Source organism: Acidithiobacillus marinus (assembly GCF_002847505.1).
GTDB lineage: Bacteria > Pseudomonadota > Gammaproteobacteria > Acidithiobacillales > Acidithiobacillaceae > Acidithiobacillus > Acidithiobacillus marinus.
Genome location: NZ_MXAV01000004.1, coordinates 74,432 through 96,674, shown reverse-complemented (window position 1 = coordinate 96,674; position 22,243 = coordinate 74,432). Strand labels below are relative to the sequence as shown.

Below are 22,243 nucleotides of genomic sequence, written 5' to 3'. Positions count from 1 at the left end.
ACCGTCAAACCTGCCACTTAGCTTCGGCAGAACGGTTTGCCCCTGGATCGTCCAGTCCCCGACGCAGGCAATCCTGTTTGATGGCCAAGCGCAGATCATTTTGGGAATCAGCCGCGCGAAGAGCGTCTTCGTATTCGACCAGACCATCGGCGTAGAGTGTAAGCAGGCTTTGATCGAAAGTTTGCATCCCTACATCATTGGTTCGCCCCATCGCCTCTTTAAGCAAACCCACCTCCCCTTTATAAATCAGATCGGCAATCGCCGGCGTATTGATCAGCACTTCCATCGCTGCAATACGTCCCGCCTGGCCCTTGATGGGCAGCAGGCGCTGAGAAACGACAGCCTTCAAGTTCAGTGACAAATCCATCAACAATTGTTTTTTACGATCTTCAGGAAAAAAGTTGATGATACGCTCGATGGCCTGGTTGGCGTTATTGGCATGCAGGGTAGACATGCACAAATGACCGGTTTCCGCATAGGCCATGGCATGATCCATGGTATCCCGATTGCGTACTTCGCCGATCAGAATCACATCGGGGGCTTCGCGCAGAGCATTTTCCAGCGCTCTTTCATAGGTGAGCGTATCAATCCCTACCTCGCGCTGATTGACGATGGATTTGCTGTTTTTATGAATATACTCAATAGGATCCTCAATCGTGAGAATATGCCCGGCAGCATTCTGGTTACGAAACTGAATCATGGAGGCTAGAGAGGTACTTTTGCCCGAACCCGTCGCCCCCACAAACAGGACCAAGCCCCGGGAGGTCATGGCGAGGTCCTTGAGAATTGGCGGTAACTTGAGCTGTTCCAATGTCGGAATCTGGGTTTTGATGGCGCGCAGAACAAAACTCAATTCCCCGCGCTGGTAAAAACCGTTGACCCGAAAACGGCCGATCCCTGTGGCCGAAATCGCCATATTCACTTCTTTTTCATGCTGAAACTCTTGCAGACGTTCCATCCCCAGAATTTCCTTGGCCAGACCCAGCACCTGGCCGGGCTTTAAAGTATCCGTGCCCAGGCTCACCGCGCGTTCGTCGATTTTCATGACCGGCGGGGAACCCACCGTCAGATAAAGATCCGAACCATTTTTTTCGACCATCAACGTCAACAAATCATCCAGTACCGACATGCCATCGTCCTCAGGCCACGTTCATGAAACTATCTTTATTCTGCACCCGACGCATGGCTTCTTCGCGGGTGATTTTGTGCGCCCGCACCAGATCTCCAAGACACTGATCCAGAGTTTGCATCCCTTGATTTTGCCCGGTCTGAATCACTGAATACATCTGCGCCACCTTGTTTTCGCGAATCAGATTACGAATGGCGGGTGTGGCGATCATGATTTCATGGGCCGGTACCCGACCCTTACCGTCGGCGGTCTTGAGCAGCGTCTGGGAGATGACCGCTCGCAAAGACTCAGAGAGCATGGCGCGAACCATGTCTTTTTCCCCACCCGGAAAGGAATCGACAATACGATCAATGGTTTTTGGAGCAGAACTGGTGTGCAGGGTAGCAAATACAATGTGTCCGGTTTCGGCGGCAGTCAAGGCCAGACGCATGGTTTCCAGGTCCCGCAATTCACCCACCAGAATGATGTCCGGATCTTCACGCAAGGCCGAACGCAGGGCGTTTTCGAAGGAATGGGTATTGGGCCCCACCTCACGCTGATTCACCAGCGACTTTTTAGCCGTATGGATAAATTCGATGGGATCTTCGATAGTAATGATGTGATCCGGACGATTGGCGTTGATGTGGTCAACCATGGCCGCCAGAGTCGTGGACTTTCCGGATCCGGTCGGCCCCGTCACCAACACGAGCCCTCGGGGGATATTGATAATCTCAGTGAACGATTTAGGAGCGTTCAACTCTTCCAGACTCAGCACCTTGGCAGGAATGGTCCGAAATGCCGCCGCTGGCCCCCGATCCTGATTAAAGGCATTGACCCGAAACCGGGCGATGCCCGGTAGTTCATAGGCAAAATCTATTTCGAGGTTTTCTTCATACCATTTACGCTGGGAATCCGACATGATGTCATAGATCATCGCGTGGACGGCCTTGCTATCCAACGCCTCCACATTCAGGGGGCGCATGTCGCCGTTGATGCGCAGCATGGGGGCCAGCCCCGCTGAAATATGTGTATCCGAGGCGTTGTTTTTCACGGCAAAGGTGAGCAATTCGGCGATATCCATTGTTCTACTCTCCACTGGGTACGGGGATCTCATCATCTGGCCATCATTTGGCCGTTATTTGGGCATCAGGTCCTTTGGGCGTTAATATAGTCGACCTTGGCCATTTCGCCCACGTTCGGGAGCTGCATGTCACTCGCTGAAAATTTAGCCCAGGTGCAACGCGCCATGCCTGCAAGGGCCGCAATTACACTTTTGGCGGTCAGCAAGCGGGTTCCCGCCAGTGTGCTGCGGGAAGCCCATGCTCTGGGGCTGCGCCATTTCGGCGAAAACTATTTGCAGGAAGCCCTGGAAAAACAGGCAGCACTGCAGGACCTGGAGTCTATTTGCTGGCATTTCATAGGCCAGATTCAGCGCAATAAAACGGGCGAGATTGCGCGACAATTTGACTGGGTAGAAAGTGTGGACCGCACGCTCATCGCCCAGCGTCTGAACGCGGCACGGCAAGGCGCCACCACCAAACTCAACGTGTTGATTGAAGTAGCCATCAGCGCGGAAGACAGCAAAGGCGGATGTCCTCCGGAGGCACTGGGAGAACTGGCAGACAACATCCAGGCGCTGGAGCATCTGCGCTTGCGCGGACTGATGGCGCTGGTACATCCTGATCAACATCAGGCCCGAAGCAACTTTGCCCAGATGCAATCATTATTTCATATGCTGCAGAACACTGGTAAATACCCCGATCTGGACACCTTGTCCATGGGCACCTCAGAGGACTATATCCAGGCTTTGGCCCATGGTGCCACCGAAGTCCGACTGGGCACCATTTTGTTTGGCAGCCGTCACCAGGAGCGATCATGACTGAACCACAAATTGTTTTTATCGGCGCAGGCAATATGGCCCGCGCGCTTATTTCGGGAATGCGTCAACAGGGTATTGCCGGCCCGAACATACAGGTACACGCGCCCAGTAATCTGCATCGGGGAGCACTTGCAGAGGAATTCGGGGTACGCAGTTGTCCTGCTCAAGCGGAAAAGCTACCGGAGAATAGCGTGGTCATCTACGCCGCCAAACCCAAACAAATGCCTGCTGTCCTCAAGGAATGGCGAGACAGCTTGCGTAGTGCGTCGGCTCTTTTTGTATCCGTGGCGGCGGGTATTTCCAGTGCACAAATCACGACATTGTTGGGCGAAGAAACGCCGGTGGTTCGTGCCATGCCCAATACACCCGCGCAGATCGGTGCAGGAGCCACTTCTTTGTTTGCCACAGCAACAGTCAGCGCCAATCAGTGTGATACGGTGCAACAAATTTTTGCCGGAGTCGGCAAGGTCTTCTGGCTCCACGATGAAGCCTTGATGGATACGGCCACGGCACTGGCCGGAAGCGGCCCGGCCTATGTGCTATTGTTTCTGGAAGCTCTGGAAGACGCAGCCGTACTCCAGGGTCTGGATCGGGTCACAGCCCGGGCACTGGCGTTACAAACCGTTCTGGGAACGGCCCAGATGGCTGCCGCCAATTCGGCCAGCCCCAGTGAACTGCGCCATCAAGTGACCAGCCCGGGAGGAACCACGGCGGCGGGATTGGCCGTCTGGGAAGAACAGTTGCGTCCCCTCGCGCAGCGCGCCTTGGCAGCTGCTGCTGAACGTGGACGCATATTGAGTCAGTTGCTGAAGACAACTGCATGAATAGCATCAGTATCGAAATGGCGCGGCTGACCGACCTGGTCCTCACCCTGCTGTTCTGGGCTATCCTCATTCGCGCCATCTTATCCTGGGTACAACCCGATCCCCGCAACCCGATTGTGCATTTTCTCGACCGGGTGACCGGGCCAATTCTTTATCCTCTGCAACGCATTATTCCGCCCCTGGGCGGAATGGATCTCAGTCCCCTGGTAGCCCTCTTGCTCATTGAGTTATTGAAAGGTCTGCTGGTCAATGCCATTCTCAACCTGGGCGGCGTTTAATACGCCCGTCACCTTTTAAAACCAATCGGAATCCACCATGACGACAGCTTCCCATGCGTATAGCCTGGACCATATTCTCGAAATCTACGCCCGGCCTTTCAACGATCTGATTTTTGCCGCACAACAAGTGCATCGTCAGCATTTTGATGCCAATACCATTCAGTGCTCCACCTTGCTGTCCATCAAAACCGGAGGATGCCCGGAAGACTGCGGTTATTGCTCACAAAGTGTGCATCATTCCAGCGACCTGAAATCCGAGGCCTTGATGGATCTCGAAGCCGTACGGAGCGCTGCAGCGGCTGCCAAGGCCAATGGTGCGCAACGGCTTTGCATGGGTGCGGCCTGGCGCGCTCCCCATGATAAGGATATCGAAAAAGTCGCTGCCATGATTCAGATCGTCAAGGAATACGGGCTGGAAAGCTGTGTCACCCTGGGCATGCTAAAAAACAGTCAGGCCGAGCGTCTGCAGGCGGCTGGGCTGGATTATTACAATCACAACCTGGACACCTCGCCGGAGTTTTATGGCGAAGTGATTCATACTCGCAGTTTTCAGGATCGTCTGGACACCCTGGAAGCAGTTCGTGATGCGGGCATCAAAATCTGTAGCGGCGGGATTCTGGGCATGGGTGAATCGCGCCGGGACCGGGCGCGGATGTTGCAAGTGCTGTCACAACTCCCCCAGGCTCCGGAAAGCATTCCTATCAATGCCCTGGTCCCCATTCCCGGCACTCCACTGGAATCAGCCCCACCTATCGACGGGTTGGAATTTGTGCGCACCATTGCGGTAGCCCGGGTGATGTTTCCCGAAGCCTATGTGCGACTCTCCGCAGGACGGGAAAGCATGAGTGACGAGTTGCAAGCTCTGGCTTTTCTGGCCGGTGCCAATAGTATTTTTCTGGGAGACCGTTTGCTGACAACCGATAATGCCAGCAGCAGTCATGACCAGATGCTCTTTGAAAAACTGGGACTGCACGCCGGATAATCCGAATTCCCTAAACAGCAGGGGGATTATCCGTAGTTCTGTCAGGAATGCTCCCCGAAAGACAGGGGCATGGAGTAATTGAGCATGATTTCATCTTCGCCGGGATCGCTATCTTTGATGTAGGCGTTAGAAATATGCGCGATTTTCAGACCAAAACGGGATTGGTTGGCAAACTGATAATCCAGGCTCAGCTCCAGACGAAACTGGAAAGTACCATCCAGATACTTGCCACGACCTTGATGATATCCGCCCATGGCGAGTACCGGGGTCAGTACCCAGTGATCCCAGGCCACATCCGTATAAAATCCGGTATAGCCCATGAAACCGCCATTGGTGTTCGCCATCAATCCATAGACAGCGCCAATACCGAACAACTTGGCTCCGGTTTGATACTCCAGGTCAATCATTGGCAAGGTATCATTACTATAGCCGGGGCCAGGGGTCACGCCCGCCGCATTGAAAGCCCCCAAACCAATATTAAAATACGAGGGCCCGCCTTGAATAATATGCAGACCTTCTCCATCCGCCATGGCCGGGGCCGAGACCATCAGTCCGAGAACTGCACCGCCGAAAGCCCAGACCCACTGCTTGTTTTTCATGATTACTCCTTAGAATGTATTTGTTGCGTCATCTTGCCGACATCCAGTGTTTAGGTTAAGGTGTCAACCGAACGGTCAGTATGCGATTTACAGCTCGTCCTGTCAAAAATATACAACAGGCTGAGTGTGGCAATTCGCCCTGATGAAAACCGCTGAAACAGAGTATATACGGAATTTTTCGATTGTTTTATGGCCCGGTTCTGGAATCGGCTGCTGTCATTGCAACATAAGGATAGTTATGCGCTGGCTCAAACGCTTTGTAGTCCTGATCATCCTCATTATTGTCGCTTTCGGTGCCTATGCCTATTTTCAGATTGCCGACTATTACCCCAGTACGGATGATGCTTATATTCACGCTCATGTGGTCAACATTGCCCCCCGGGTAACCGGGCATATTGTCGATATTTATGTCAAAGACAATCAAGTAGTCAAGGCCGGTCAGCCCCTGGTCAAAATTGATCCAGAGGCTTACCGTTACGACGTGCAAAAAGCCAAAGCGGAACTGGCCCAGGCTGAACGTCAGACCAGCGCCATTCAGGCCAACATTGCGGCTGCCGAAGCACGGGTCAGTGCCGACCAGATCAACTATCAGAACGCCCAGCGCAACGCCCAGCGGGCGGCAGCCTTGGCGGCGCAAAAATACTTGTCCGCGCAGGAAGCGGATAACCGGATGACCGCAGCCAAAGGCGCCATGGCACAATTACAGGCCGAAAAAGCCAATCTGTCTGCCACCCGCGCTCAGCAAAGCCTCAACGCCGCCCGGATTGCTGCTGCCAAGGCAACCTTGGGTACTGCCAAAATGTACCTTTCGGAAACGACTCTCTATGCGCCCATCACCGGGGTAGTCAGCAAGGTCGACAAAATTCATGTGGGTGATGTAGTAAACGTTAATCAAAATCTATTTCCGCTCATTGGTAACGCCGAGTACTGGGTAGAAGCGAACTATAAAGAAACGGATCTGGACCGGGTGCATCCAGGGCAAAAGGCTAGCATTCAGGTAGACATGTACCCCAACCACTCTTTCAAAGGCCGGGTGGTGAGTTTGAGTGGTGGTGCCGGAAATGCCTTCTCCCTGCTACCCCCGGAAAATGCCACAGGTAACTGGGTAAAGGTCACCCAACGCGTCCCCGTGCGGGTGATGATCACCGATCCTGATCCCAAGCTGCCCCTGCGGATTGGTACCAGCGCCTCGGTGACCATCAATACTGGTGGTGCTCCAGGCTGGGTCAAATTGCTGAAACCCATTCTTTAGAAAACCCAAATGGCGTGGCAGACCGGAATTATTTTTGACGAACGGTACTGCTCACGCGGTTAAGCCAGAGTCACAATCAGCCGCCCGCGGCAAAAATCTTCCAGTACGGCTGCTGCGGGAGCACAAGCACCATACGCGAAAGTTTTAACTAATGTCCCTTATCTGCAGGTTTTCGGGGAAGCTGCGCCGTGCTCCCAGCCCAGAAGTGCATGCACCTGCTGATGCGCACTGCGCGCCCGCCTGCGTTTTTTTTCGATATGCACAGTCTGCATACCCAGCCAGCGGGCTGTCCGCAGGTTGGCCAGGGTGTCATCAAAAAACACGCAGCGCCAGGCCGGAATGCGCAGCCTTCCCAGCACCTGACGATAAGCATGGTGATGAGGCTTTCCCTGAAAGTCGGCGCTTTCCATGTCAAAGACCTCTTCCACCAGATCGGCCACCTGCAAACGCTCAAGTACCCGCCAGGCATGGCTGGCCGAGCTGTTGGTAAACACATAAACCGGACCGGGTAACCGGGATAACCAAAGACGCAGTCGAGGGTTTTCGGGAACATCGGCCGACAGAACCGGGGGATGAATCGCCTCAAGAAAAGCCCTGGGATCAACCGGATGATGGCGCATCAACCCGGCCAGAGTTGTTCCGTAACGACGCCAGTAATGGCGTCTGAGCCGGTCTGCCGCTTCCGGTTCCAGATCCAGCTCCCGCATCAAGAAACTATTGATGTGGATGTGCATCCAGGGAAAGCAATACCGATCTGCGTCATAGAGGGTGTTGTCCAGATCAAAAAGGAAAACCGGCAAGGGCTTGCGTCGCCAGGCGAGCAGACGCCACCTGCGAGCGCCAACAGAAACGCGGCTTCTACCACGCCCAGAAGTGCCGGAAAACTTTTTCACAGCGTATTGGCAATCAACGTTCCGACTCCGGCGTCGGTAAATATTTCCAGCAATAATGCATGAGGAACTCGACCATCAATAATATGAGCGGCCTGCACCCCCGCCGCCACCGCATCCAGGCAGCACTGAATTTTGGGCAACATGCCTCCGTATATATGACCTTCAGCAATCATCTGGGCAACCTGCTCAGCTTTCAGTTGCGTGCGCAAGGTACCATCCTGATCCAGCACACCTGCCACGTTGGTCATCAAAATGAGTTTTTCCGCCTTCAGGGTGGCCGCCAGAGCCCCCGCCACCAGATCCGCATTAATGTTATAGGACTCCCCACGGGAGCCGACACCGATGGGCGCCACGACCGGTATGAAATCGCCCTGATCCAGCCAATGAATCACTTCGGGATTGACGGCGGCAACTTCTCCTACCAACCCCAGATCCACTGCATCATTGCGCAAGGGTCGAGCGCGAATCAACGATCCGTCCTTACCGGTCAACCCTACGGCGCGTCCGCCGGCGCGGTTGATACCTTGCACAATCTCTTTATTGACGCGGCCCCCGAGGACCATTTCCACCACTTCCATGGTCGCCGCGTCAGTCACCCGCATGCCGTCCACAAAGTGCGTCTCCACCCCCAGGCGCTGCAACATGGCACCAATTTGCGGCCCGCCACCGTGGACGACTACTGGATTCATACCCACCTGCTTCATCAAGGTCACATCATAGGCGAATTGTTCCTGCAGATGGGCCTCCGTCATGGCATTTCCACCATATTTGATGACGATGGTCCGACCGTGGAAACGCTGCATATAGGGCAGGGCTTCTACCAGAACATGGGCTTGTTGCAGTAGGGGGTTTCTTTCCATGGAGGGTCTCGTGCTGTCTCGCTCAAAAATCAGGACGTGGCAGGTACCAGTCCACGCAAAAGGATTTCCACAATACCGGCGTCATATCCGGCAGGATCATCCGCGAACGTGATGGGAGGATAGTGACGGAATATATCGCGCGACTGGAAAAAAAACACATTGGCGCCCAGCAGGAGGGTAGCCACCAGTGCCGGATCAAAGTCCTGTCGGAACTCTCCCCGGGTTTGCCCCAACTTGAGCACATCCACCAGGGCGGAAAACATGTCGGCAAAACCCTGCTCGGCAAACTCTTGCGCCCTCGGTGCACCTTTTTCTAGAATTTCCCGCCAGACCAAACGTACCAGCTCCGGCTTTTTGAGAAGCGCCTGAAGATGATTATGGGCAAAATGGCGAAGTACATCCATGACTGAACCGTGAGCACTCACGGCTTCGTTCAATACGGCCCTGAGGTTATGACTGGCCATACGCAACACCGCAAGATACAGGGTGTCCTTATTGGGAAAATAGTGATAAATGTTAGCCTTGCTGATTCCCGCCGCACAGGCAATGGCACTCATGGAAACCGCGTCAAAAGCCTTATCGGAAAATAGCTTTTCTGCGGCAGCTAAAATACGCTGACGCCCGTCTCCATCTGCTGTTGCCTGGATATTATCCATGAAATTCCTCAGCGATTCCTTTTCATCTACTATCAGCTACTTGATAAGCACCTGACCAATCGGTCAATATCAGGTCAGTGTAACATCACCGAAGGTGAATGTCGCTTTACAGTAAAATCCCAACCGCTATTCTTGTCATCGTTCGGGCCTGTGATCGCTGAAAAAGGAAATCTGCATGTTTAGTCATTCCCCCAGCCAGGGGGACCTGTCATTTTCACTATTGCTGCGCGCTTTACGCGGCATCACTCTCTGGCAACCGATTCTGGTGTATATTCTCGCCGTTTTTATTGGCATGGCAGGCTTGGAATTTTTTATACAGTGGCCGGGAGGGATAATAGGTGCCAGCATTGGCCTGCTCATCCTGTTCATCAGTTTTGGCGTGGGCTATCTGGGTGCGGGTGGTGTATTACTTCATGAAGCCCGGGGCGATGCCCTCCCCGGTATCTTGCACAGCCTGCGCTTTGGTTTGAAAACACTTCCCCGCCTGATTGGCCTGCTGGTTATTGAGAGTCTTCTGCTTTTGGGTATTTTTGTGGTGGAACTGTTGGGCTTTCTGGCCTGCAAAATACCGGGTATAGGAGCTATTCTGTTTGTCCCCCTGTTCCCGCTGACCATGTTGATGAATGCCGTGGTTTTTGTACTGGCCATCATTGTTTTCAACTTGTCCGGCCCCGCGCTCTGGCATGGTGAATCGGTGAGCAACTCGTTGCGCCACACCCTCAGTATTGCTCGCAACAAACCCGGCTCCATTTTGCTGATGATGTTATTACTCGGCGCTCTGTCCGCTGGCTTGGCTATTATCATCGCGATCATCCTCTATACCGGATACAGTATGGCCTTGTCCGCCGCCGCACCGGCGCTGGCCAGCGAACTGAGTCGGAGCGCCGACATGTTCTGGCAGATGATGGACGCCCTTTCGGGATATCCTTTGATCACCCATAGTGCAGCTCCTATTGCGCCCACAGGCAATATAGCTCTGTATAATGTGGGCCTGAGTATGGGGATGGGCGTCGCCACCGCCCTGGTTTTCATTATCCCAAATATCGTTTTCCTGCTGGGAATGGCGCACATTTATATTGAAGCGCTTGAACTGGTCGCACCTGAGGATGTCTAATTAGCTTATGAAAAAATGGTTACGACAACTGGAACTTGAAAAAAATCGCTGCCAGAGTTGCGGTATGCCCTTACAATTTGATCCGCAAGGGGGTGGAACCGAAAGTGATGGCAGCCACAGTCCAATCTACTGCAGTTACTGCTATGCTGAGGGTGCTTTCAAAGATCCCGAATTAACGCTCGACACCATGCAGCAGCGGGTGAGGCAATTGATGCGCAAGCGCAATGCACCCTGGTACATTCGTGCCTACATGGCGCACCGGATCCCCACATTAAAGCGTTGGCGGAGTTGTAAACGCTAAAAACCAGAGATCACAAAAAGCCCCCGTTTCCTGGAAACCGGGGGCTTTTAATGGATAAGTCGTCAGATTAAAGGGCAGTGCGCGGACGACGTCCCCGACGTGGCTTCAATTCCTGCATTAATGCATTGCCGTGAGATTCCAGTTCCTGCAAGGCGGACTGATTGTCACCTACACGGTCCCGGACTTCAGCAATAGCTGCCAGAATCTGGGTCGGTTCCCAATCAGGCACCAGACGAGAAATACGGTCCATCAGCGAACGGCGCTGTGCTTCTCGCTCACGTTTGGCGCGCGGGTTTTCCTGCAATGATTTTTTCTGCTGCTCAATTTTCGCCAACTGCTCCCGCAGGCGCATTTCCGTTTGACGTTGCTTTTCTTCCAGATCGGCAAGGCGCTCTTCGGCACTACGACGATGACGTTTTTTTGTTTGGGCTTCCATACTCGCTCACTCCTGAAAAATTAATTGACATTTTGGCTTGAGACGCCAATAAAAAAGATTATGTCAGCTTGTTTTTGCTTTGGCAAATACAAATGCATCAGCGAATATATGTTCCGAATTCAGTCCGGCCTGCTCTAAGACAGCAGACATAGAAAAAACCATATCCGGATGACCACAAATATAGGCATCAAAGGCACTGGCATCTGGAAAATCCTTAATGACCTGCTCCGTGACATAGCCAGTAGGACCAGACCATTGACTATCTGGCTGGGAGACTATTTTTGTCAGGTTAAAATGACTATATTGCGACTGCCATTGCTGTAGCAGTGATTCATAATAGAAATCTTCGGCATGCCGTACTCCCCAATAAAAATGAATCGGACGAATGGATCCCTGGGCAAACAGGGATTCCAGCATCCCTTTGATGGGCGCAAAGCCGGTTCCTGTAGCCACCATCAGCAAAGGTCGGGTGGATTCCTGACGAATAAAGAAAGTTCCCAAAGGCCCTTCAAAGCGCAGGATATCTTTTTCTTTCATGCCGGAAAAAACATGTCCGGTAAATGCGCCACCCACTACTTTTTTAATATGTAATTCCAGTAAGGCATCGTCATTAGGCGTGTTCGCCAGTGAAAACCCGCGTCGGCTACCGTCCTTCAAAAGAATATCAATATACTGCCCCGGCAGAAACTGCAGGCGTTCCGTGCTGGGTATTTTGAGAAACAGCGCCCGAACGTCAGGAGCGACATCTTCAATTTTTGCCACCCGGGCGGGCAGCGTTTTAATCTGAATATCTTTGGCGGCGCCGATCTCCCGCACTTCAATTTTCAGATCGGAAAGAGGCATGGCCTGACAAAAAAGCGCCAGCCCCTCTGCCTTTTCGGCATCACTCAGCACTTTTTCTTCAACATCCCCATAATCTACCGTGCCACTTAAAATACGTCCTTTACAGGTGGCACAGGTACCGTTGCGACAACTGTAGGGAATATTGAAGCCATGTCGCAATGCCGCTTCGAGAATGGTTTCATCACTGTCACAATCCAGTTCGTGACCGCTGGGTTCTATGGTTAGACGATAAGGCATCGCTTGCCCCTCTTATGTAAGGTAGTTGCGGATATTCTAACAGAAGCCGATGAAGTTGACTGCTGGCCAAACCGTTTCAGGGATATATGCGATTAAGATCAAAACTATTGACTATTTTGCAAAACAATTCGGCGGTCTGTTGCGCGTCATATAAGGCGGAGTGGGCCTGGGCATGATCCCAGGACAAACCGGCCGCCAAGGCGGCTTTGGCGAGGACGGTTTCCCCGTAAGCGAGACCGGCCAAACTCACCGTGTCAAAGGTACTGAACAAATGAAACGGATTGTTTTTTACACCGGAACGCTTTTCCGCCGCTTTGATAAAAGACAGGTCAAAAGCCGCATTGTGGCCGACTAGAATAGCCCGGCGGCATTGTGCAGCCTTAACCGCTGTGCGCACTGCACGAAAAATGCCGCGCAGGGCATCTTCTTCTAAAACCGCCCCCCGCAACGGCTGAAAAGGATCGATTCCGGTGAAAGCCAGGGCCGCAGGGTCCAGCACGGCGCCGGTAAAGGGCATGACGTGAAAATGATGACTGGCAACCGGTTTGAGTTGCCCTACCTCGCCGCCAATGATGACCGCAGCCACCTCCAGTAAAGCATTGCGTTCCGAATCAAAGCCCGCCGTTTCGACATCGACCACCACCGGCAAAAACCCCCGAAAACGTCCCGCCAGTGCGGCCATGTGTATTATCCCTCTATCCGTTGTGAAAATGTCAGGGCATAAGGTGCCGCCAACAAAACTGCGCATGACACACTCAAGGTGACGGAAGCCGTCAGCATCAGCATGACCACCAGTTGCATGGAAACCGCGGCAAGGGGGGCCATACCGGCCAGAATCATGCCTGCCGTAATCCCGGGTATGTGAATCATGCCCACACTCTTCAGGCTATCAATGGTCGGTATCAACGAACTGCGTACTACAATCGCATAGAGACTGCGCATAGCCTGACGATGCCCCGCTCCCAGCGCCAGCATGGCCAGTAGCATATCCTCACGTTGATCCACTTCACTGCGCAGGCGGTTGAGGGCCAAAGACACAGCATTCATGGCATTACCGATAATCATCCCGCCAATGGGCACCAGGGATTCCCCGCGCCAGAATACCAGACCGGACAACAGCATCCAGGCCAAGGTAACGGTGGCAGCAACACCGATGCTGATCACCCCGATCCAATAGGCATGGGGAATACCGGCGCCCCGCTTACGATTGAAGCGTCCGGCCATCAGGATCATCAGGACCAGGAAAACCAGGAGCAAGAGTGGCTGATGTTGGCGGAAAAGCCAGCCCAGCACAAAGCCCATGATGCCCAGCTGCACGGTGGCACGCACGGCCGACCAGAGCAGGTCCTTGCTCACCCCGAGCTTCTGCCAGGCCGAGAGCGCCCAGGCGCTGCCCAGCAGTCCCAGAACACCGGTCAAAGCCCAGGGCGAAAATGTTCGGAATATATCCGGTGCGGCATTGTGCATGAATGCGTCTATCTTTATGGATTAGCAGGCAAGAGGACGCCATTGTCCGGCCACGAACCCCTCCAGAGGCGAAAAACGTCTTTTATAATCCATTTTGGGACTGCCTGCGACCCAATAACCCAGATAGAGGTAAGAAAGTCCCTGGCGACGTGCCCATTCAATCTGGCTCATGATGGCAAAAATACCAAGACCACGGCGGGATAAATCTGGCTGAAAAAAGGTGTAAACAGCTGACAGTCCATTATCTACCTGATCAATCACGGCTACTGCCAGGGCTTCTCCCGCCTTTTCAAAAATCAAAAGACGTGTCTCGACGTCTCCCGTTTCCGTCATCATTTCTGCGTATAATCGTTCAGCCTCAAGATCCATGCCACCATCGGGATGTCGCTGCCGCTGGTAGTCGGCAAATAACCGGGCATGTTGCTCATCCCGATAAGGTCTTGCCACCCGCAGTTGCAGGTCCTGATTACGCGCCCAGGTCCGTTTTTGCCCCCTGTCCGCTTGAAAACGCTCTACCGGAATACGCACCGAAATGCAGGCAGCGCATTGGGGGCACATAGGACGATACGCTACTGGTCCGTTACGCCGAAATCCATTCTGAAGCAACTGGTCATAGGCACGCTTACCCAATTTAACGTGCGGATCACTGAGTACCAGCAATTCTTCCTGGCCGGATAGATAGGGACAAGGCTGCAGGGACGACATGAAAAAGTTCATGGTCAAAATACATCTTCCCAAGGCAAAAAAGCTTGCCAGGCAAGGGGTGTTGGCTGATTTTTCAGCAACACCAGGTGCTGCAAGAATGCATCGCGGCTTATTTCTTCTGCACCCATGCTCTGCAAATGAGGCGTCAAAAACTGAGTATCAATCAACCCAAAATTCCAGTGACTGAGGTGCCTCGCTAACCAGACCAGAGCGATTTTTGAGGCATCCGGGACACGGCTGAACATAGACTCTCCGAAAAACAATGCGCCTTGGGCAACACCGTATAATCCACCTACCCGTTGTCCATCCAGAAGCACTTCAATACAATGCCCATGACCAGCAGCGAACAAGTCGAGGTAGGCGCTCCGCATTCCCGCAGTAATCCAGGTTCCTCCCTGACCGGCACGCGGCGCCGCACAGTCATCAAGAACGCCTGCAAAATCTTCATCCAGACGCACCTGCCAGGCGGAAGCGCCCGCATGTTTACGCAAACTACGACTGACATGCACAGCATCAGGTTTCAACACACCGCGCGGATCAGGAGACCACCACAAGATAGGATCCTCTTCCCCGAACCAGGGGAAAATACCCTGTGCATAAGCCTGGAGAATACGGGCGGGCGACAAGTCCCCACCCACCGCGATCAAAGCGCTTTCAGCATTCAGCGGGTCGGGAAAGGGGTCGTTGGGATCCGCACTACTGAGGAGTACGGGCCGCACCTGCTCAGGACGCAATAGGATGTAATCCTGAATGCCGCTTCAATCGCAACCCCTCTTCAACAAGACCCCTACTAGGAATAACTATACCCTTTTTGCAGCGCCTGCAAAGCCGCCACCCGCGCTTCCAGACTGGGATGGGTGGCAAAAAGGCCCTGCCAACTCCCGGAAATGTAGGCAGTGGCCATAGGATCGCGCACAGCATCATGTTCTACATGCAAGGCTGTGGCGCGTTGATGCAACTTTTGCAGGGCAGAAATCATCGCCGCTGCCCCGATTTGTTCGGCCGCAAAACGATCGGCAGCGAATTCCCGACGCCGCGAAAACCAGGTGATGGGAATCAATGCCAAAAAAGACAAGGCTACCTGCAGGATCATGGAAACCGCAAAGGCGATCATGGGACGATCATCAAACTGACGTGCCGCCAGCATCGATAACCAGAATACAAAGGTATTCATCAATCCCTGGAGCAAGGTCGTGCTGACCATGTCACCGTTATACACATGACCCATTTCATGGGCTAGTACCGCCTGGACCTCTTGATCATTCAGCAGACTCACGAGCCCGCTGCTCACCGCCACCATGCTATGGTTACGTCCGGGTCCGGTGGCGAAGGCATTGGGATCATCATTCCAGTACACCCAGACTTCCGGCATTTTAATACCCAGACGGGTGGAGAGTTGGGCCACCGTGTCATATACCAGGCGCTCCTTGGCGGACTGGGGTTGCTCTATCCGTTGCATCTGCATCCCGGCCCTGGCGAGATGCTTGGACAGCAACAAGGAAACAAAGGCACCACCAAAGCCGATGACCAGAGCCCAGAGCAAATCGGCCATACCGACCATGCCGCGCAGGTCGACGCCGAAAGCGGGTAAAACCAGATTGACCAGGAGGGTAAAAGTAATGGAAAGGGCAACAAAAATAAGTAGATTGGTAAGCACCAACAAGGCTATGCTCTTGAATGATTTCATGACATTCACGCTCCATCAGAATATCGACCGATCACTGCCCCGGCACTCTCGTTCACATTCGCCGCGCCGTGCAATACTGCCTTCGATTTTTTTATGGCAGATACCTGAATCGTAACATCAATACCATTCAGTCGGAAGAGACAAAAACTGACTTCTCCAGGCGCTGGATGCCGCTGCCTGAAAAGGGATTTCTCCAAGGCAGGGGATGGGCATGAGACGTTGCAATGTTTCCAGCGTCCCCGGGGCAAGATCAGTCTGGAGGTGATTGGCCACCCAACCCGCCATGGGCAAACCTCGGGCGATAATGGCCTCGACGCTGAGCAGGGCATGATTGATGGCCCCTAGTCGCAAACCCACCACCAGCAGTACTGGAAACTGCAGATCGCGGGCCAGATCGGCAAACCCCCAGTCCTCTCCCAGGGGTACAAGAAAGCCCCCGGCCCCTTCTACCAGAACGGCGTCCATGCTGGCGGATTGCGACTGGATAAACTGATGAATCTGACTGCGATTCAATACCAGTCCGGCTTGAGCCGCCGCCCAGTGCGGAGCGATGGGCGGGTCCAGGGCATAGAGACAGGTTTCCGCAAAAGAGCGGGGCGGTGTCGAGGCGGCGCGCAGTATTTCCACATCTGTCCACTGCCCGGAAGCTTCCATACCGGAAACAATGGGCTTTAATGCCGCAACTCGGGGCATTTCTTTCCGGCAGCGTTGCGCCAGAGCGGCCGTGACGGCCGTTTTACCAACGCCGGTATCGGTGCCAGTAATGAACAGTCCGCGTGGCCGCAGGCCAGAAGCACTTTTGCGGTGAGGCAACGTGTTCATGAGCGTCTCGGGATGCGGGTCAAGGGCAGGACCACTGCGCCATCTTCGCGGGATAGCTGTCGTGGCCCGCTACTCCAGGCATGGCCGTAAACCACTTCATAAGTAGCCGGCAATCTTCCCTGACTACGGAAGGTTTCATAGGTATCTCGCAGTTTTTGCAATCGCGCTGGGGTCAACAAACCCCGAGATCGCTCTGTTCTGGCATTAGTAGCCCCCACCTTGCGCAGATCCTGCCAAAGATCGTCCACGCTTGCATAGGTCAGCTGGTAATGCTCTACATCCATTACCGGCATTTCGTAGCCCTGACGCACCAGCGCATCACCAATATCGTGCATATCCAGGAACTGGCTGACGTGAGGATGACTATCGAGGCTGGCAAAGGATTGCCGCAGTTCAGTCAGCGTGTCCGGGCCCAGGGTGCTGAACATCAACAGTCCACCAGGGCGCAAAACCCGGGCAAACTCACGCAGTACCCGGTCCAGATCATTACACCACTGGATGGACATATTGGCGTAGAGCAAATCCATGGACGCTGTGGCCAGGGGCAAATGCTCCGCATCACCCTGACAGTAATGCTGCCGCTGCCGCCAGCTTTTACGTTGGCGCGCCACCCGGAGCATGCCGGCGGCCAGATCCAGGGCCAATATCCGCGCTTTAGGATATCGGGCATTAAGTCGGCGGCTTTGCAGGCCGGTGCCACTGCCCAGATCCAGAATCCATTGGGGTTCAAGCTTGACCAGATCCAGACGTTCCAGTAATTGCTGACCGACCTGATCCTGGAGTACCGCGCTGGCCTCATAGCTGCCTGCAGCCTTGTCAAAGGCACGGCGAATGGCGCGCTTTTCCAGAAAATCTTCTGTCGTGGAAGAGGAGTTCATATCCAGCACTCCAAAAGCGCATCCCGACATTGTTCTGGCCGGGATAAAAAAGGCGCGTGCCCGGCATGTTCAAGCATGGTCAGTTGACTGCCGACAATATGCTGGTGCAAATAAAACCCCGCCTCGGGAGGCACAATACGGTCCTGGGCGCCGTGAATCACCTGCGTCGGCAAAGTCAAAGTCTCCATATCATCGCGCAAATCCACCTCCTGGAGTAGCTTCAATCCATCAGCCAGACAGGCTGTATCCGGGCTGGGCCACGCGGCCATGCCGTCGAGCGCCCGCCGTCCTTGTGGATCTCCCAAAACCTGCAATGCCAGAAAGCGTTTGCGGGTACCTTGGGGATCCGTTTGCAGACGCCGACCGAACTCTTCGAGGGTCGAAGCAGGAATGCCCGCCAACCAATCAGGGCGCTGGCGAAAACTCGGCGAACTGGCCATCAGTACCAATCCCTTCAAAAGCCCGGACTGGCCCTGGGGCTGACTCAGAGCTGAACCCAGCGCCAGCAGACCACCCAAAGACCAACCCAATATAATGGGGGGAGTCGCTTCCCGGGAGAGCAGGTCCTGCAGCTGCTGCAGCAACTCCGGCCAATGCATGCCAGTGGCCGTACAGGGGCTGCGCCCATGGCCCGGCAAATCATAGCTGATGCAAGTAAAATAAGGCTCCAAAAGAGTACGCCAGCCGGCAAAAACCCGGCTCTCCATACCCCAGCCATGCAAGAGCAACAAAGTGGGTCCTTGCCCGGTCTGCTCCCGAAACCAACTCATGGTTTCTCCAGACTCATAATATCTCCCGGAGGGCCGTCACCAGGGCCTGTAGATCATCGCGCCGATGCGCGGCACTGAGGGTAATCCGCAAGCGGGCGCTGCCTTGGGGAACCGTCGGAGGGCGCACAGCGGGGCAGTATAGGCCAACCTCACGCAGTTGCCCGGACACCTGCATAGCCCTTGTGGCATCGCCTAAAACCAGCCCCTGAATGGGCGTTTCACTGGGAAGCCAGGGGGCATCAGGAAGCTCGGCGCGCAACATAAGACGATGGGTATGCAAGCGGGCGCGGCGGTCTTTGCCCGCTCGCAACATCTGCAAGGAAACCCGTGCCGTTGCCGCCAGGGCCGCCGGCAAGGCTGTATGATAAATAAAACTGCGTGCCCGGTTACGCAGCAGATCAATCAGATCCTGACTACCCGCCACAAAGGCGCCATACACTCCAAAAGCCTTGCTCAGGGTGCCCATGATCACCGCTACGTCTTCATTACCCAGATGGTAGTGAGCGAGGGTTCCTCTGCCCTGATCACCGAGTACCCCCAAAGCATGGGCTTCATCCAGAATGATCCGGGCATGATACTCGCGCGCAAGGGACGCCAACTCAGGCAGCGGCGCCAGGTCACCGTCCATACTGAAAACTCCGTCGCTGATGATCCAGGCCCGCCCTGAACCACCTCGTGCCAATAGCTGCTGCAAGTGCGCCATATCTCCATGGCGGTAGCGCTGCAGACGCGCCCCGCACAAACGGGCACCATCCACTAGGGAAGCATGATTGAGGCGGTCGGCATAAATCCGGTCATGGCGGCCGACCAGGGCTGAAATAATGCCCAGATTTGCCAGATAACCACTGCCAAACAGCAGAACTGCTTCCACGCCCAGCCAGTCGGCCAGATCTGCAGCCAGCGCCTGATGCACCGGACGTTCGCCACCCAGCAGCGGGGCTGCTCCCGCGCCCAGACCACTACTTTCTATTTCAGCAATAGCCGCTCGCTGTAAGGCAGGATGCCTGCTCAAACCAAGATAGTCATTACTGGCAAAAGAGATTAATGCACGTCCATCGCCGTCTATAAATTGGGGGTGGTCGGCAGCGGGATCGGGTTGCAGGGGCAACAATTCCCGCCACAACCCCTGGCGACGGATATCCGCCAGCTGCGTACTCCAGTCATTTTCTGCTCTATCAGGCATAGCCTCTTATAAGGAGGGGTTTCTGCCTTGTCAATGCAAGCATGAAAGGAGAGAATCCCAAATGTCATTTCCCAGCCTGCAAAAGGTACAACCATCCCTTTGTCCGTCTTGCAACATCTCCACAGAAACAGCCAACGCATCAGTCAATGGCTGTTTCCCGAGCATTGCCGCAGCTGCGGGGTAGTGGGCGCAGCCCTGTGTTCCGCCTGTGCCAGCGATTGGCCCCGCCTGCCGGACGAGGTTTGCAGTTACTGCGCTCTGCCTCTGCAGACCAATGGCGACTGTTCAGTCTGCTCTGTTGAGGCACCGCCCTATGATCATGTCTACACCCATTTTGTGTATGCCGAGCCCCTGAGTACGGCCATTCTCACCTGGAAATTCCATCAGCACCTTGACTGGACCCGAGCCTTGGCACAAACCTGGGCGGAAAGCTGGGGAGATCAGGCTCCTTCCCGCCCGGAATGCTTATTACCAGTACCCCTGCACGCCCGCCGGTTACGCGAACGCGGCTATAACCAGTCGTTGCTTCTGGCCCGCTATTGGGGAAAGCGCTGGCACATTCCAGTCCGCCCCGCAGTACTGCGCCGCCGTCGGAATACCCGACACCAAACGGGCTTGAGTGCTGCTGCGCGTCGGGAAAACCTGGATGCTGCCTTTAACCTGCGCGGCAAACTGCCCGCCCACGTTGCCATCGTCGATGATGTCATGACCACCGGAACCACGGCTGCGCAACTCGCTGAATTGCTCCGCCAAGGCGGGGTGCAGCGCATCGATATCTGGGTGCTGGCACGCGCCCTCCGAGAAATGGTCCCGACCCATGCCTGATACCCTTTTGCATGTCATTCTTTTTGAGCCGGAAATCCCGCCCAATACGGGCAATGTCATCCGTCTCTGTGCCAACACGGGCGCCCGGCTGCATCTGGTCGAACCCTTGGGCTTTGCCTGGGATGATCGTCGCCTGCGTCGCGCCGGGCTGGATTATCATGAATTTGCCGAGGTCTTGCGCCATCCGGACTGGGCACATTGTCGTGATGCACTGGCAGGAGCAAGGATTTTTGCCTTCAGCACCAGGGGGAAAAACCTGCATCACCAGACGCTTTTCCAGGAAGGCGATGCCTTGCTCTTTGGGCCGGAAACGCGGGGGCTCCCTTCGCATATACTGGATAGCCTGCCGGGCGGGCAGGTATTACGCTTACCCATGCGCCCGGGACAACGCAGCCTGAATCTTTCCAACGCCTGTGCGGTGGGCGTTTTTGAGGCGTGGCGACAGCTGGGGTTCAAAGGCGGCACTTGAACCAGAATCCCCGGCGCAGACCACTTATTCAGCATGTTCTGGGGATCACTGCCAGTCCAATGGGACGTTGGATCCTGCTGGTGCTGGGGAGCTTACTGCTGAGCTATAGCTTCACGCTTGAACAGATTCCCGCCGCACCCCTTTTTGCCGGGGTCATAACAGCCATCGCCATCAATAGCCTGGGCGGATTGACTTATCCCCGTCACTTTTCCCGGGCAGGACAAAGCATCCTGGGTATAGCTATTGGCCTGATGTTTACCAGCGCTGCCTTGAGCGCCATTTCCGGCCATTGGCTGCCCATCTTGCTGGTCACAGCCGCAACCTTGATATTGAGCCTGATTTCGGGAGTGCTTTTCAGCCGCTGGGCGCAGATCAAGGCCAGTACCGGTCTGCTTTCCATGACTGCCGGGGGAGCGGCGGGCATCACGGCCATTGCCCAGGAATATGCCGCCGACGTGGGATTAGTGGCCATCATGCAATACCTGCGGGTTATTCTGGTCATGGTCAGTCTTCCTTTGGTAGTTCTGTTTTTTTTTCAGGATCATCACGGCAGTCCAGCAGATCTGTCAGGCAAATCCATAGCTGTATCCTGGGGCGGCAGCCTCTTGTTGATACTGTTGGGCGGACCCATGGGCGTCTGGCTGGCCCGTAAAATCCACATCACCGCCCCCTACTTACTCGGCCCTTTGCTCGTTACGCTGCTACTCAGCTTGCTGAAAATCAGCCCCACCCAAGCCATTCCCGGTCCGGTTCTGGAGGGTGCTTATCTGCTCATTGGCTGGCAGGCCGGGCTGCAAATGTCCATACATCGACTTCGCCAACACTTCCGCCTGATTCCCCGGGCATTGCTGATCATTGTCGGTCTGAACCTACTTTGTGCCCTGCTCGGGATTTTTCTGGCTCACATGGTTGGCGTCAGTGACCTGGACGGATATCTGGCGACGGCACCCGGAGCGCTCTATGCCGCTGTCGCCGTCAGTATGGCTGCCCATGGCAATGTGCTTTTTGTACTGGGCGTGCATCTCATACGTTTGCTGATGATGTTGTTGATCATGCCGCCTCTGGCGCAGAGGATGCTGAAAACCACTGGCAAACCCTGACCCTCTTCCCAAACATCCGACCGGACGGTATCTTGTGGGTGTCGGACATATCCTCAACAGTCATCGCAAAAAGGG

27 protein-coding genes are annotated in these 22,243 nt (G+C 54.7%); 10 read left to right on the top strand and 17 right to left on the bottom strand.

Features of this window, described 5'->3' with window-relative positions:
- Positions 1-4: 4 nt before the first annotated feature.
- Together B1757_RS01085 and B1757_RS01080 are read right to left on the bottom strand one after the other, a co-directional pair.
- A complete protein-coding gene (locus tag B1757_RS01085; RefSeq protein WP_101536567.1) occupies positions 5-1,129 on the bottom strand; it encodes a PilT/PilU family type 4a pilus ATPase in 1,125 nt (374 codons plus the stop codon).
- 10 nt (positions 1,130-1,139) lie between these two features.
- On the bottom strand, positions 1,140-2,189 hold the full coding sequence (locus tag B1757_RS01080; RefSeq protein ID WP_101536566.1) for a type IV pilus twitching motility protein PilT: 1,050 nt from the start codon (positions 2,187-2,189) through the stop codon (positions 1,140-1,142).
- 126 nt (positions 2,190-2,315) lie between these two features.
- Here B1757_RS01080 and B1757_RS01075 point away from each other — a divergent pair, with 126 nt between their 5' ends.
- The 4 genes from B1757_RS01075 to bioB are packed head-to-tail and all read left to right on the top strand — an operon-like array spanning position 2,316 to position 5,071.
- Positions 2,316-2,987, top strand: coding sequence for a YggS family pyridoxal phosphate-dependent enzyme (locus B1757_RS01075; protein WP_101536565.1), 672 nt, complete (start codon positions 2,316-2,318; stop codon positions 2,985-2,987).
- Complete coding sequence (gene proC / locus B1757_RS01070) at positions 2,984-3,811, top strand: pyrroline-5-carboxylate reductase (RefSeq protein ID WP_101536564.1); 828 nt, start codon at positions 2,984-2,986, stop codon at positions 3,809-3,811. The genes B1757_RS01075 and proC overlap by 4 nt, the downstream gene beginning before the upstream one ends.
- Positions 3,808-4,089 (top strand): YggT family protein, encoded by a 282-nt coding sequence (locus B1757_RS01065; protein ID WP_101536563.1) that lies wholly within the window; start codon positions 3,808-3,810, stop codon positions 4,087-4,089. The genes proC and B1757_RS01065 overlap by 4 nt, the downstream gene beginning before the upstream one ends.
- A gap of 37 nt (positions 4,090-4,126) precedes the next feature.
- On the top strand, positions 4,127-5,071 hold the full coding sequence (gene bioB / locus B1757_RS01060; protein ID WP_101536562.1) for a biotin synthase BioB: 945 nt from the start codon (positions 4,127-4,129) through the stop codon (positions 5,069-5,071).
- A gap of 41 nt (positions 5,072-5,112) precedes the next feature.
- Here the strand turns inward: bioB and B1757_RS01055 are convergent, their stop codons facing one another.
- Positions 5,113-5,670: an acyloxyacyl hydrolase gene (locus B1757_RS01055; RefSeq protein WP_101536561.1), complete on the bottom strand. Its 558-nt coding sequence runs from the start codon at positions 5,668-5,670 to the stop codon at positions 5,113-5,115.
- Positions 5,671-5,908: 238 nt separating this feature from the next.
- On the opposite strand from B1757_RS01055, the gene B1757_RS01050 reads away from it, so the two are divergent.
- The gene (locus B1757_RS01050; RefSeq protein ID WP_101536560.1) at positions 5,909-6,922 is read left to right on the top strand and encodes an HlyD family secretion protein; all 1,014 of its coding nucleotides are present in this window, start codon (positions 5,909-5,911) and stop codon (positions 6,920-6,922) included.
- Positions 6,923-7,080: 158 nt separating this feature from the next.
- On the opposite strand, the gene B1757_RS01045 is transcribed toward B1757_RS01050, so the two are convergent.
- The 3 genes from B1757_RS01045 to B1757_RS01035 all read right to left on the bottom strand — a co-directional run bounded on the left by B1757_RS01045 (position 7,081) and on the right by B1757_RS01035 (position 9,331).
- The gene (locus tag B1757_RS01045; RefSeq protein WP_253253646.1) at positions 7,081-7,722 is read right to left on the bottom strand and encodes a pyrimidine 5'-nucleotidase; all 642 of its coding nucleotides are present in this window, start codon (positions 7,720-7,722) and stop codon (positions 7,081-7,083) included.
- Positions 7,723-7,811: 89 nt separating this feature from the next.
- Entirely contained in the window at positions 7,812-8,675 is an 864-nt protein-coding gene (gene argB / locus B1757_RS01040) for an acetylglutamate kinase (protein ID WP_101536558.1), read from the bottom strand.
- Positions 8,676-8,704: 29 nt separating this feature from the next.
- Complete coding sequence (locus B1757_RS01035; RefSeq protein ID WP_101536557.1) at positions 8,705-9,331, bottom strand: TetR/AcrR family transcriptional regulator; 627 nt, start codon at positions 9,329-9,331, stop codon at positions 8,705-8,707.
- A gap of 175 nt (positions 9,332-9,506) precedes the next feature.
- Between B1757_RS01035 and B1757_RS01030 the strand changes: the two genes are divergently transcribed.
- Positions 9,507-10,445 carry a hypothetical protein gene (locus B1757_RS01030; protein WP_101536556.1) on the top strand — a complete coding sequence of 313 codons (939 nt, stop codon included), beginning with the start codon at positions 9,507-9,509 and terminating at the stop codon, positions 10,443-10,445.
- A 7-nt stretch (positions 10,446-10,452) separates the two neighbouring features.
- Complete coding sequence (locus B1757_RS01025; RefSeq protein WP_101536555.1) at positions 10,453-10,746, top strand: zinc ribbon domain-containing protein; 294 nt, start codon at positions 10,453-10,455, stop codon at positions 10,744-10,746.
- 67 nt (positions 10,747-10,813) lie between these two features.
- Here the strand turns inward: B1757_RS01025 and B1757_RS01020 are convergent, their stop codons facing one another.
- From B1757_RS01020 to bioF, 11 genes are all read right to left on the bottom strand, one after another.
- A complete protein-coding gene (locus tag B1757_RS01020) occupies positions 10,814-11,182 on the bottom strand; it encodes a hypothetical protein (RefSeq protein WP_101536554.1) in 369 nt (122 codons plus the stop codon).
- Positions 11,183-11,245: 63 nt separating this feature from the next.
- Positions 11,246-12,262: a CDP-6-deoxy-delta-3,4-glucoseen reductase gene (locus B1757_RS01015; RefSeq protein ID WP_101536553.1), complete on the bottom strand. Its 1,017-nt coding sequence runs from the start codon at positions 12,260-12,262 to the stop codon at positions 11,246-11,248.
- Positions 12,263-12,338: 76 nt separating this feature from the next.
- Entirely contained in the window at positions 12,339-12,944 is a 606-nt protein-coding gene (gene rnt / locus B1757_RS01010) for a ribonuclease T (RefSeq protein ID WP_101536552.1), read from the bottom strand.
- A 5-nt stretch (positions 12,945-12,949) separates the two neighbouring features.
- Positions 12,950-13,729 carry an ABC transporter permease gene (locus tag B1757_RS01005; protein ID WP_101536551.1) on the bottom strand — a complete coding sequence of 260 codons (780 nt, stop codon included), beginning with the start codon at positions 13,727-13,729 and terminating at the stop codon, positions 12,950-12,952.
- A gap of 21 nt (positions 13,730-13,750) precedes the next feature.
- Entirely contained in the window at positions 13,751-14,434 is a 684-nt protein-coding gene (locus B1757_RS01000) for an arginyltransferase (protein WP_253253645.1), read from the bottom strand.
- A 14-nt stretch (positions 14,435-14,448) separates the two neighbouring features.
- The gene (aat, locus tag B1757_RS00995) at positions 14,449-15,168 is read right to left on the bottom strand and encodes a leucyl/phenylalanyl-tRNA--protein transferase (RefSeq protein WP_101536549.1); all 720 of its coding nucleotides are present in this window, start codon (positions 15,166-15,168) and stop codon (positions 14,449-14,451) included.
- Positions 15,169-15,224: 56 nt separating this feature from the next.
- The gene (htpX, locus tag B1757_RS00990) at positions 15,225-16,121 is read right to left on the bottom strand and encodes a protease HtpX (protein ID WP_101536548.1); all 897 of its coding nucleotides are present in this window, start codon (positions 16,119-16,121) and stop codon (positions 15,225-15,227) included.
- Between the two features lie 117 nt (positions 16,122-16,238).
- Entirely contained in the window at positions 16,239-16,943 is a 705-nt protein-coding gene (gene bioD, locus B1757_RS00985) for a dethiobiotin synthase (RefSeq protein WP_101536547.1), read from the bottom strand.
- Complete coding sequence (gene bioC / locus B1757_RS00980; protein WP_101536546.1) at positions 16,940-17,821, bottom strand: malonyl-ACP O-methyltransferase BioC; 882 nt, start codon at positions 17,819-17,821, stop codon at positions 16,940-16,942. The genes bioD and bioC overlap by 4 nt, the downstream gene beginning before the upstream one ends.
- Positions 17,818-18,591, bottom strand: coding sequence for an alpha/beta fold hydrolase (locus B1757_RS00975; RefSeq protein WP_101536545.1), 774 nt, complete (start codon positions 18,589-18,591; stop codon positions 17,818-17,820). Before B1757_RS00975 ends, bioC begins: the two co-directional genes overlap by 4 nt.
- 13 nt (positions 18,592-18,604) lie before the next feature.
- Entirely contained in the window at positions 18,605-19,774 is a 1,170-nt protein-coding gene (bioF, locus tag B1757_RS00970; RefSeq protein WP_101536544.1) for an 8-amino-7-oxononanoate synthase, read from the bottom strand.
- 99 nt (positions 19,775-19,873) lie between these two features.
- Between bioF and B1757_RS00965 the strand changes: the two genes are divergently transcribed.
- The 3 genes from B1757_RS00965 to B1757_RS00955 are packed head-to-tail and all read left to right on the top strand — an operon-like array spanning position 19,874 to position 22,168.
- Complete coding sequence (locus B1757_RS00965; protein WP_253253644.1) at positions 19,874-20,599, top strand: ComF family protein; 726 nt, start codon at positions 19,874-19,876, stop codon at positions 20,597-20,599.
- Entirely contained in the window at positions 20,592-21,068 is a 477-nt protein-coding gene (locus tag B1757_RS00960; RefSeq protein ID WP_101536542.1) for a tRNA (cytidine(34)-2'-O)-methyltransferase, read from the top strand. The genes B1757_RS00965 and B1757_RS00960 overlap by 8 nt, the downstream gene beginning before the upstream one ends.
- On the top strand, positions 21,065-22,168 hold the full coding sequence (locus tag B1757_RS00955; protein ID WP_101536541.1) for an AbrB family transcriptional regulator: 1,104 nt from the start codon (positions 21,065-21,067) through the stop codon (positions 22,166-22,168). The genes B1757_RS00960 and B1757_RS00955 overlap by 4 nt, the downstream gene beginning before the upstream one ends.
- Positions 22,169-22,243 lie beyond the last annotated feature (75 nt).

Coding starts and splice junctions, on each gene's coding strand:
- B1757_RS01085 (WP_101536567.1), bottom strand. CDS start 1,129: ATGTCGGTACTGGATGATTTGTTGACGTTGATGGTCGAAAAAAATGGT.
- B1757_RS01080 (WP_101536566.1), bottom strand. CDS start 2,189: ATGGATATCGCCGAATTGCTCACCTTTGCCGTGAAAAACAACGCCTCG.
- B1757_RS01075 (WP_101536565.1), top strand. CDS start 2,316: ATGTCACTCGCTGAAAATTTAGCCCAGGTGCAACGCGCCATGCCTGCA.
- proC (WP_101536564.1), top strand. CDS start 2,984: ATGACTGAACCACAAATTGTTTTTATCGGCGCAGGCAATATGGCCCGC.
- B1757_RS01065 (WP_101536563.1), top strand. CDS start 3,808: ATGAATAGCATCAGTATCGAAATGGCGCGGCTGACCGACCTGGTCCTC.
- bioB (WP_101536562.1), top strand. CDS start 4,127: ATGACGACAGCTTCCCATGCGTATAGCCTGGACCATATTCTCGAAATC.
- B1757_RS01055 (WP_101536561.1), bottom strand. CDS start 5,670: ATGAAAAACAAGCAGTGGGTCTGGGCTTTCGGCGGTGCAGTTCTCGGA.
- B1757_RS01050 (WP_101536560.1), top strand. CDS start 5,909: ATGCGCTGGCTCAAACGCTTTGTAGTCCTGATCATCCTCATTATTGTC.
- argB (WP_101536558.1), bottom strand. CDS start 8,675: ATGGAAAGAAACCCCCTACTGCAACAAGCCCATGTTCTGGTAGAAGCC.
- B1757_RS01035 (WP_101536557.1), bottom strand. CDS start 9,331: ATGGATAATATCCAGGCAACAGCAGATGGAGACGGGCGTCAGCGTATT.
- B1757_RS01030 (WP_101536556.1), top strand. CDS start 9,507: ATGTTTAGTCATTCCCCCAGCCAGGGGGACCTGTCATTTTCACTATTG.
- B1757_RS01025 (WP_101536555.1), top strand. CDS start 10,453: ATGAAAAAATGGTTACGACAACTGGAACTTGAAAAAAATCGCTGCCAG.
- B1757_RS01020 (WP_101536554.1), bottom strand. CDS start 11,182: ATGGAAGCCCAAACAAAAAAACGTCATCGTCGTAGTGCCGAAGAGCGC.
- B1757_RS01015 (WP_101536553.1), bottom strand. CDS start 12,262: ATGCCTTATCGTCTAACCATAGAACCCAGCGGTCACGAACTGGATTGT.
- rnt (WP_101536552.1), bottom strand. CDS start 12,944: ATGGCCGCACTGGCGGGACGTTTTCGGGGGTTTTTGCCGGTGGTGGTC.
- B1757_RS01005 (WP_101536551.1), bottom strand. CDS start 13,729: ATGCACAATGCCGCACCGGATATATTCCGAACATTTTCGCCCTGGGCT.
- B1757_RS01000 (WP_253253645.1), bottom strand. CDS start 14,434: ATGTCGTCCCTGCAGCCTTGTCCCTATCTATCCGGCCAGGAAGAATTG.
- htpX (WP_101536548.1), bottom strand. CDS start 16,121: ATGAAATCATTCAAGAGCATAGCCTTGTTGGTGCTTACCAATCTACTT.
- bioD (WP_101536547.1), bottom strand. CDS start 16,943: ATGAACACGTTGCCTCACCGCAAAAGTGCTTCTGGCCTGCGGCCACGC.
- bioC (WP_101536546.1), bottom strand. CDS start 17,821: ATGAACTCCTCTTCCACGACAGAAGATTTTCTGGAAAAGCGCGCCATT.
- B1757_RS00975 (WP_101536545.1), bottom strand. CDS start 18,591: ATGAGTTGGTTTCGGGAGCAGACCGGGCAAGGACCCACTTTGTTGCTC.
- bioF (WP_101536544.1), bottom strand. CDS start 19,774: ATGCCTGATAGAGCAGAAAATGACTGGAGTACGCAGCTGGCGGATATC.
- B1757_RS00960 (WP_101536542.1), top strand. CDS start 20,592: ATGCCTGATACCCTTTTGCATGTCATTCTTTTTGAGCCGGAAATCCCG.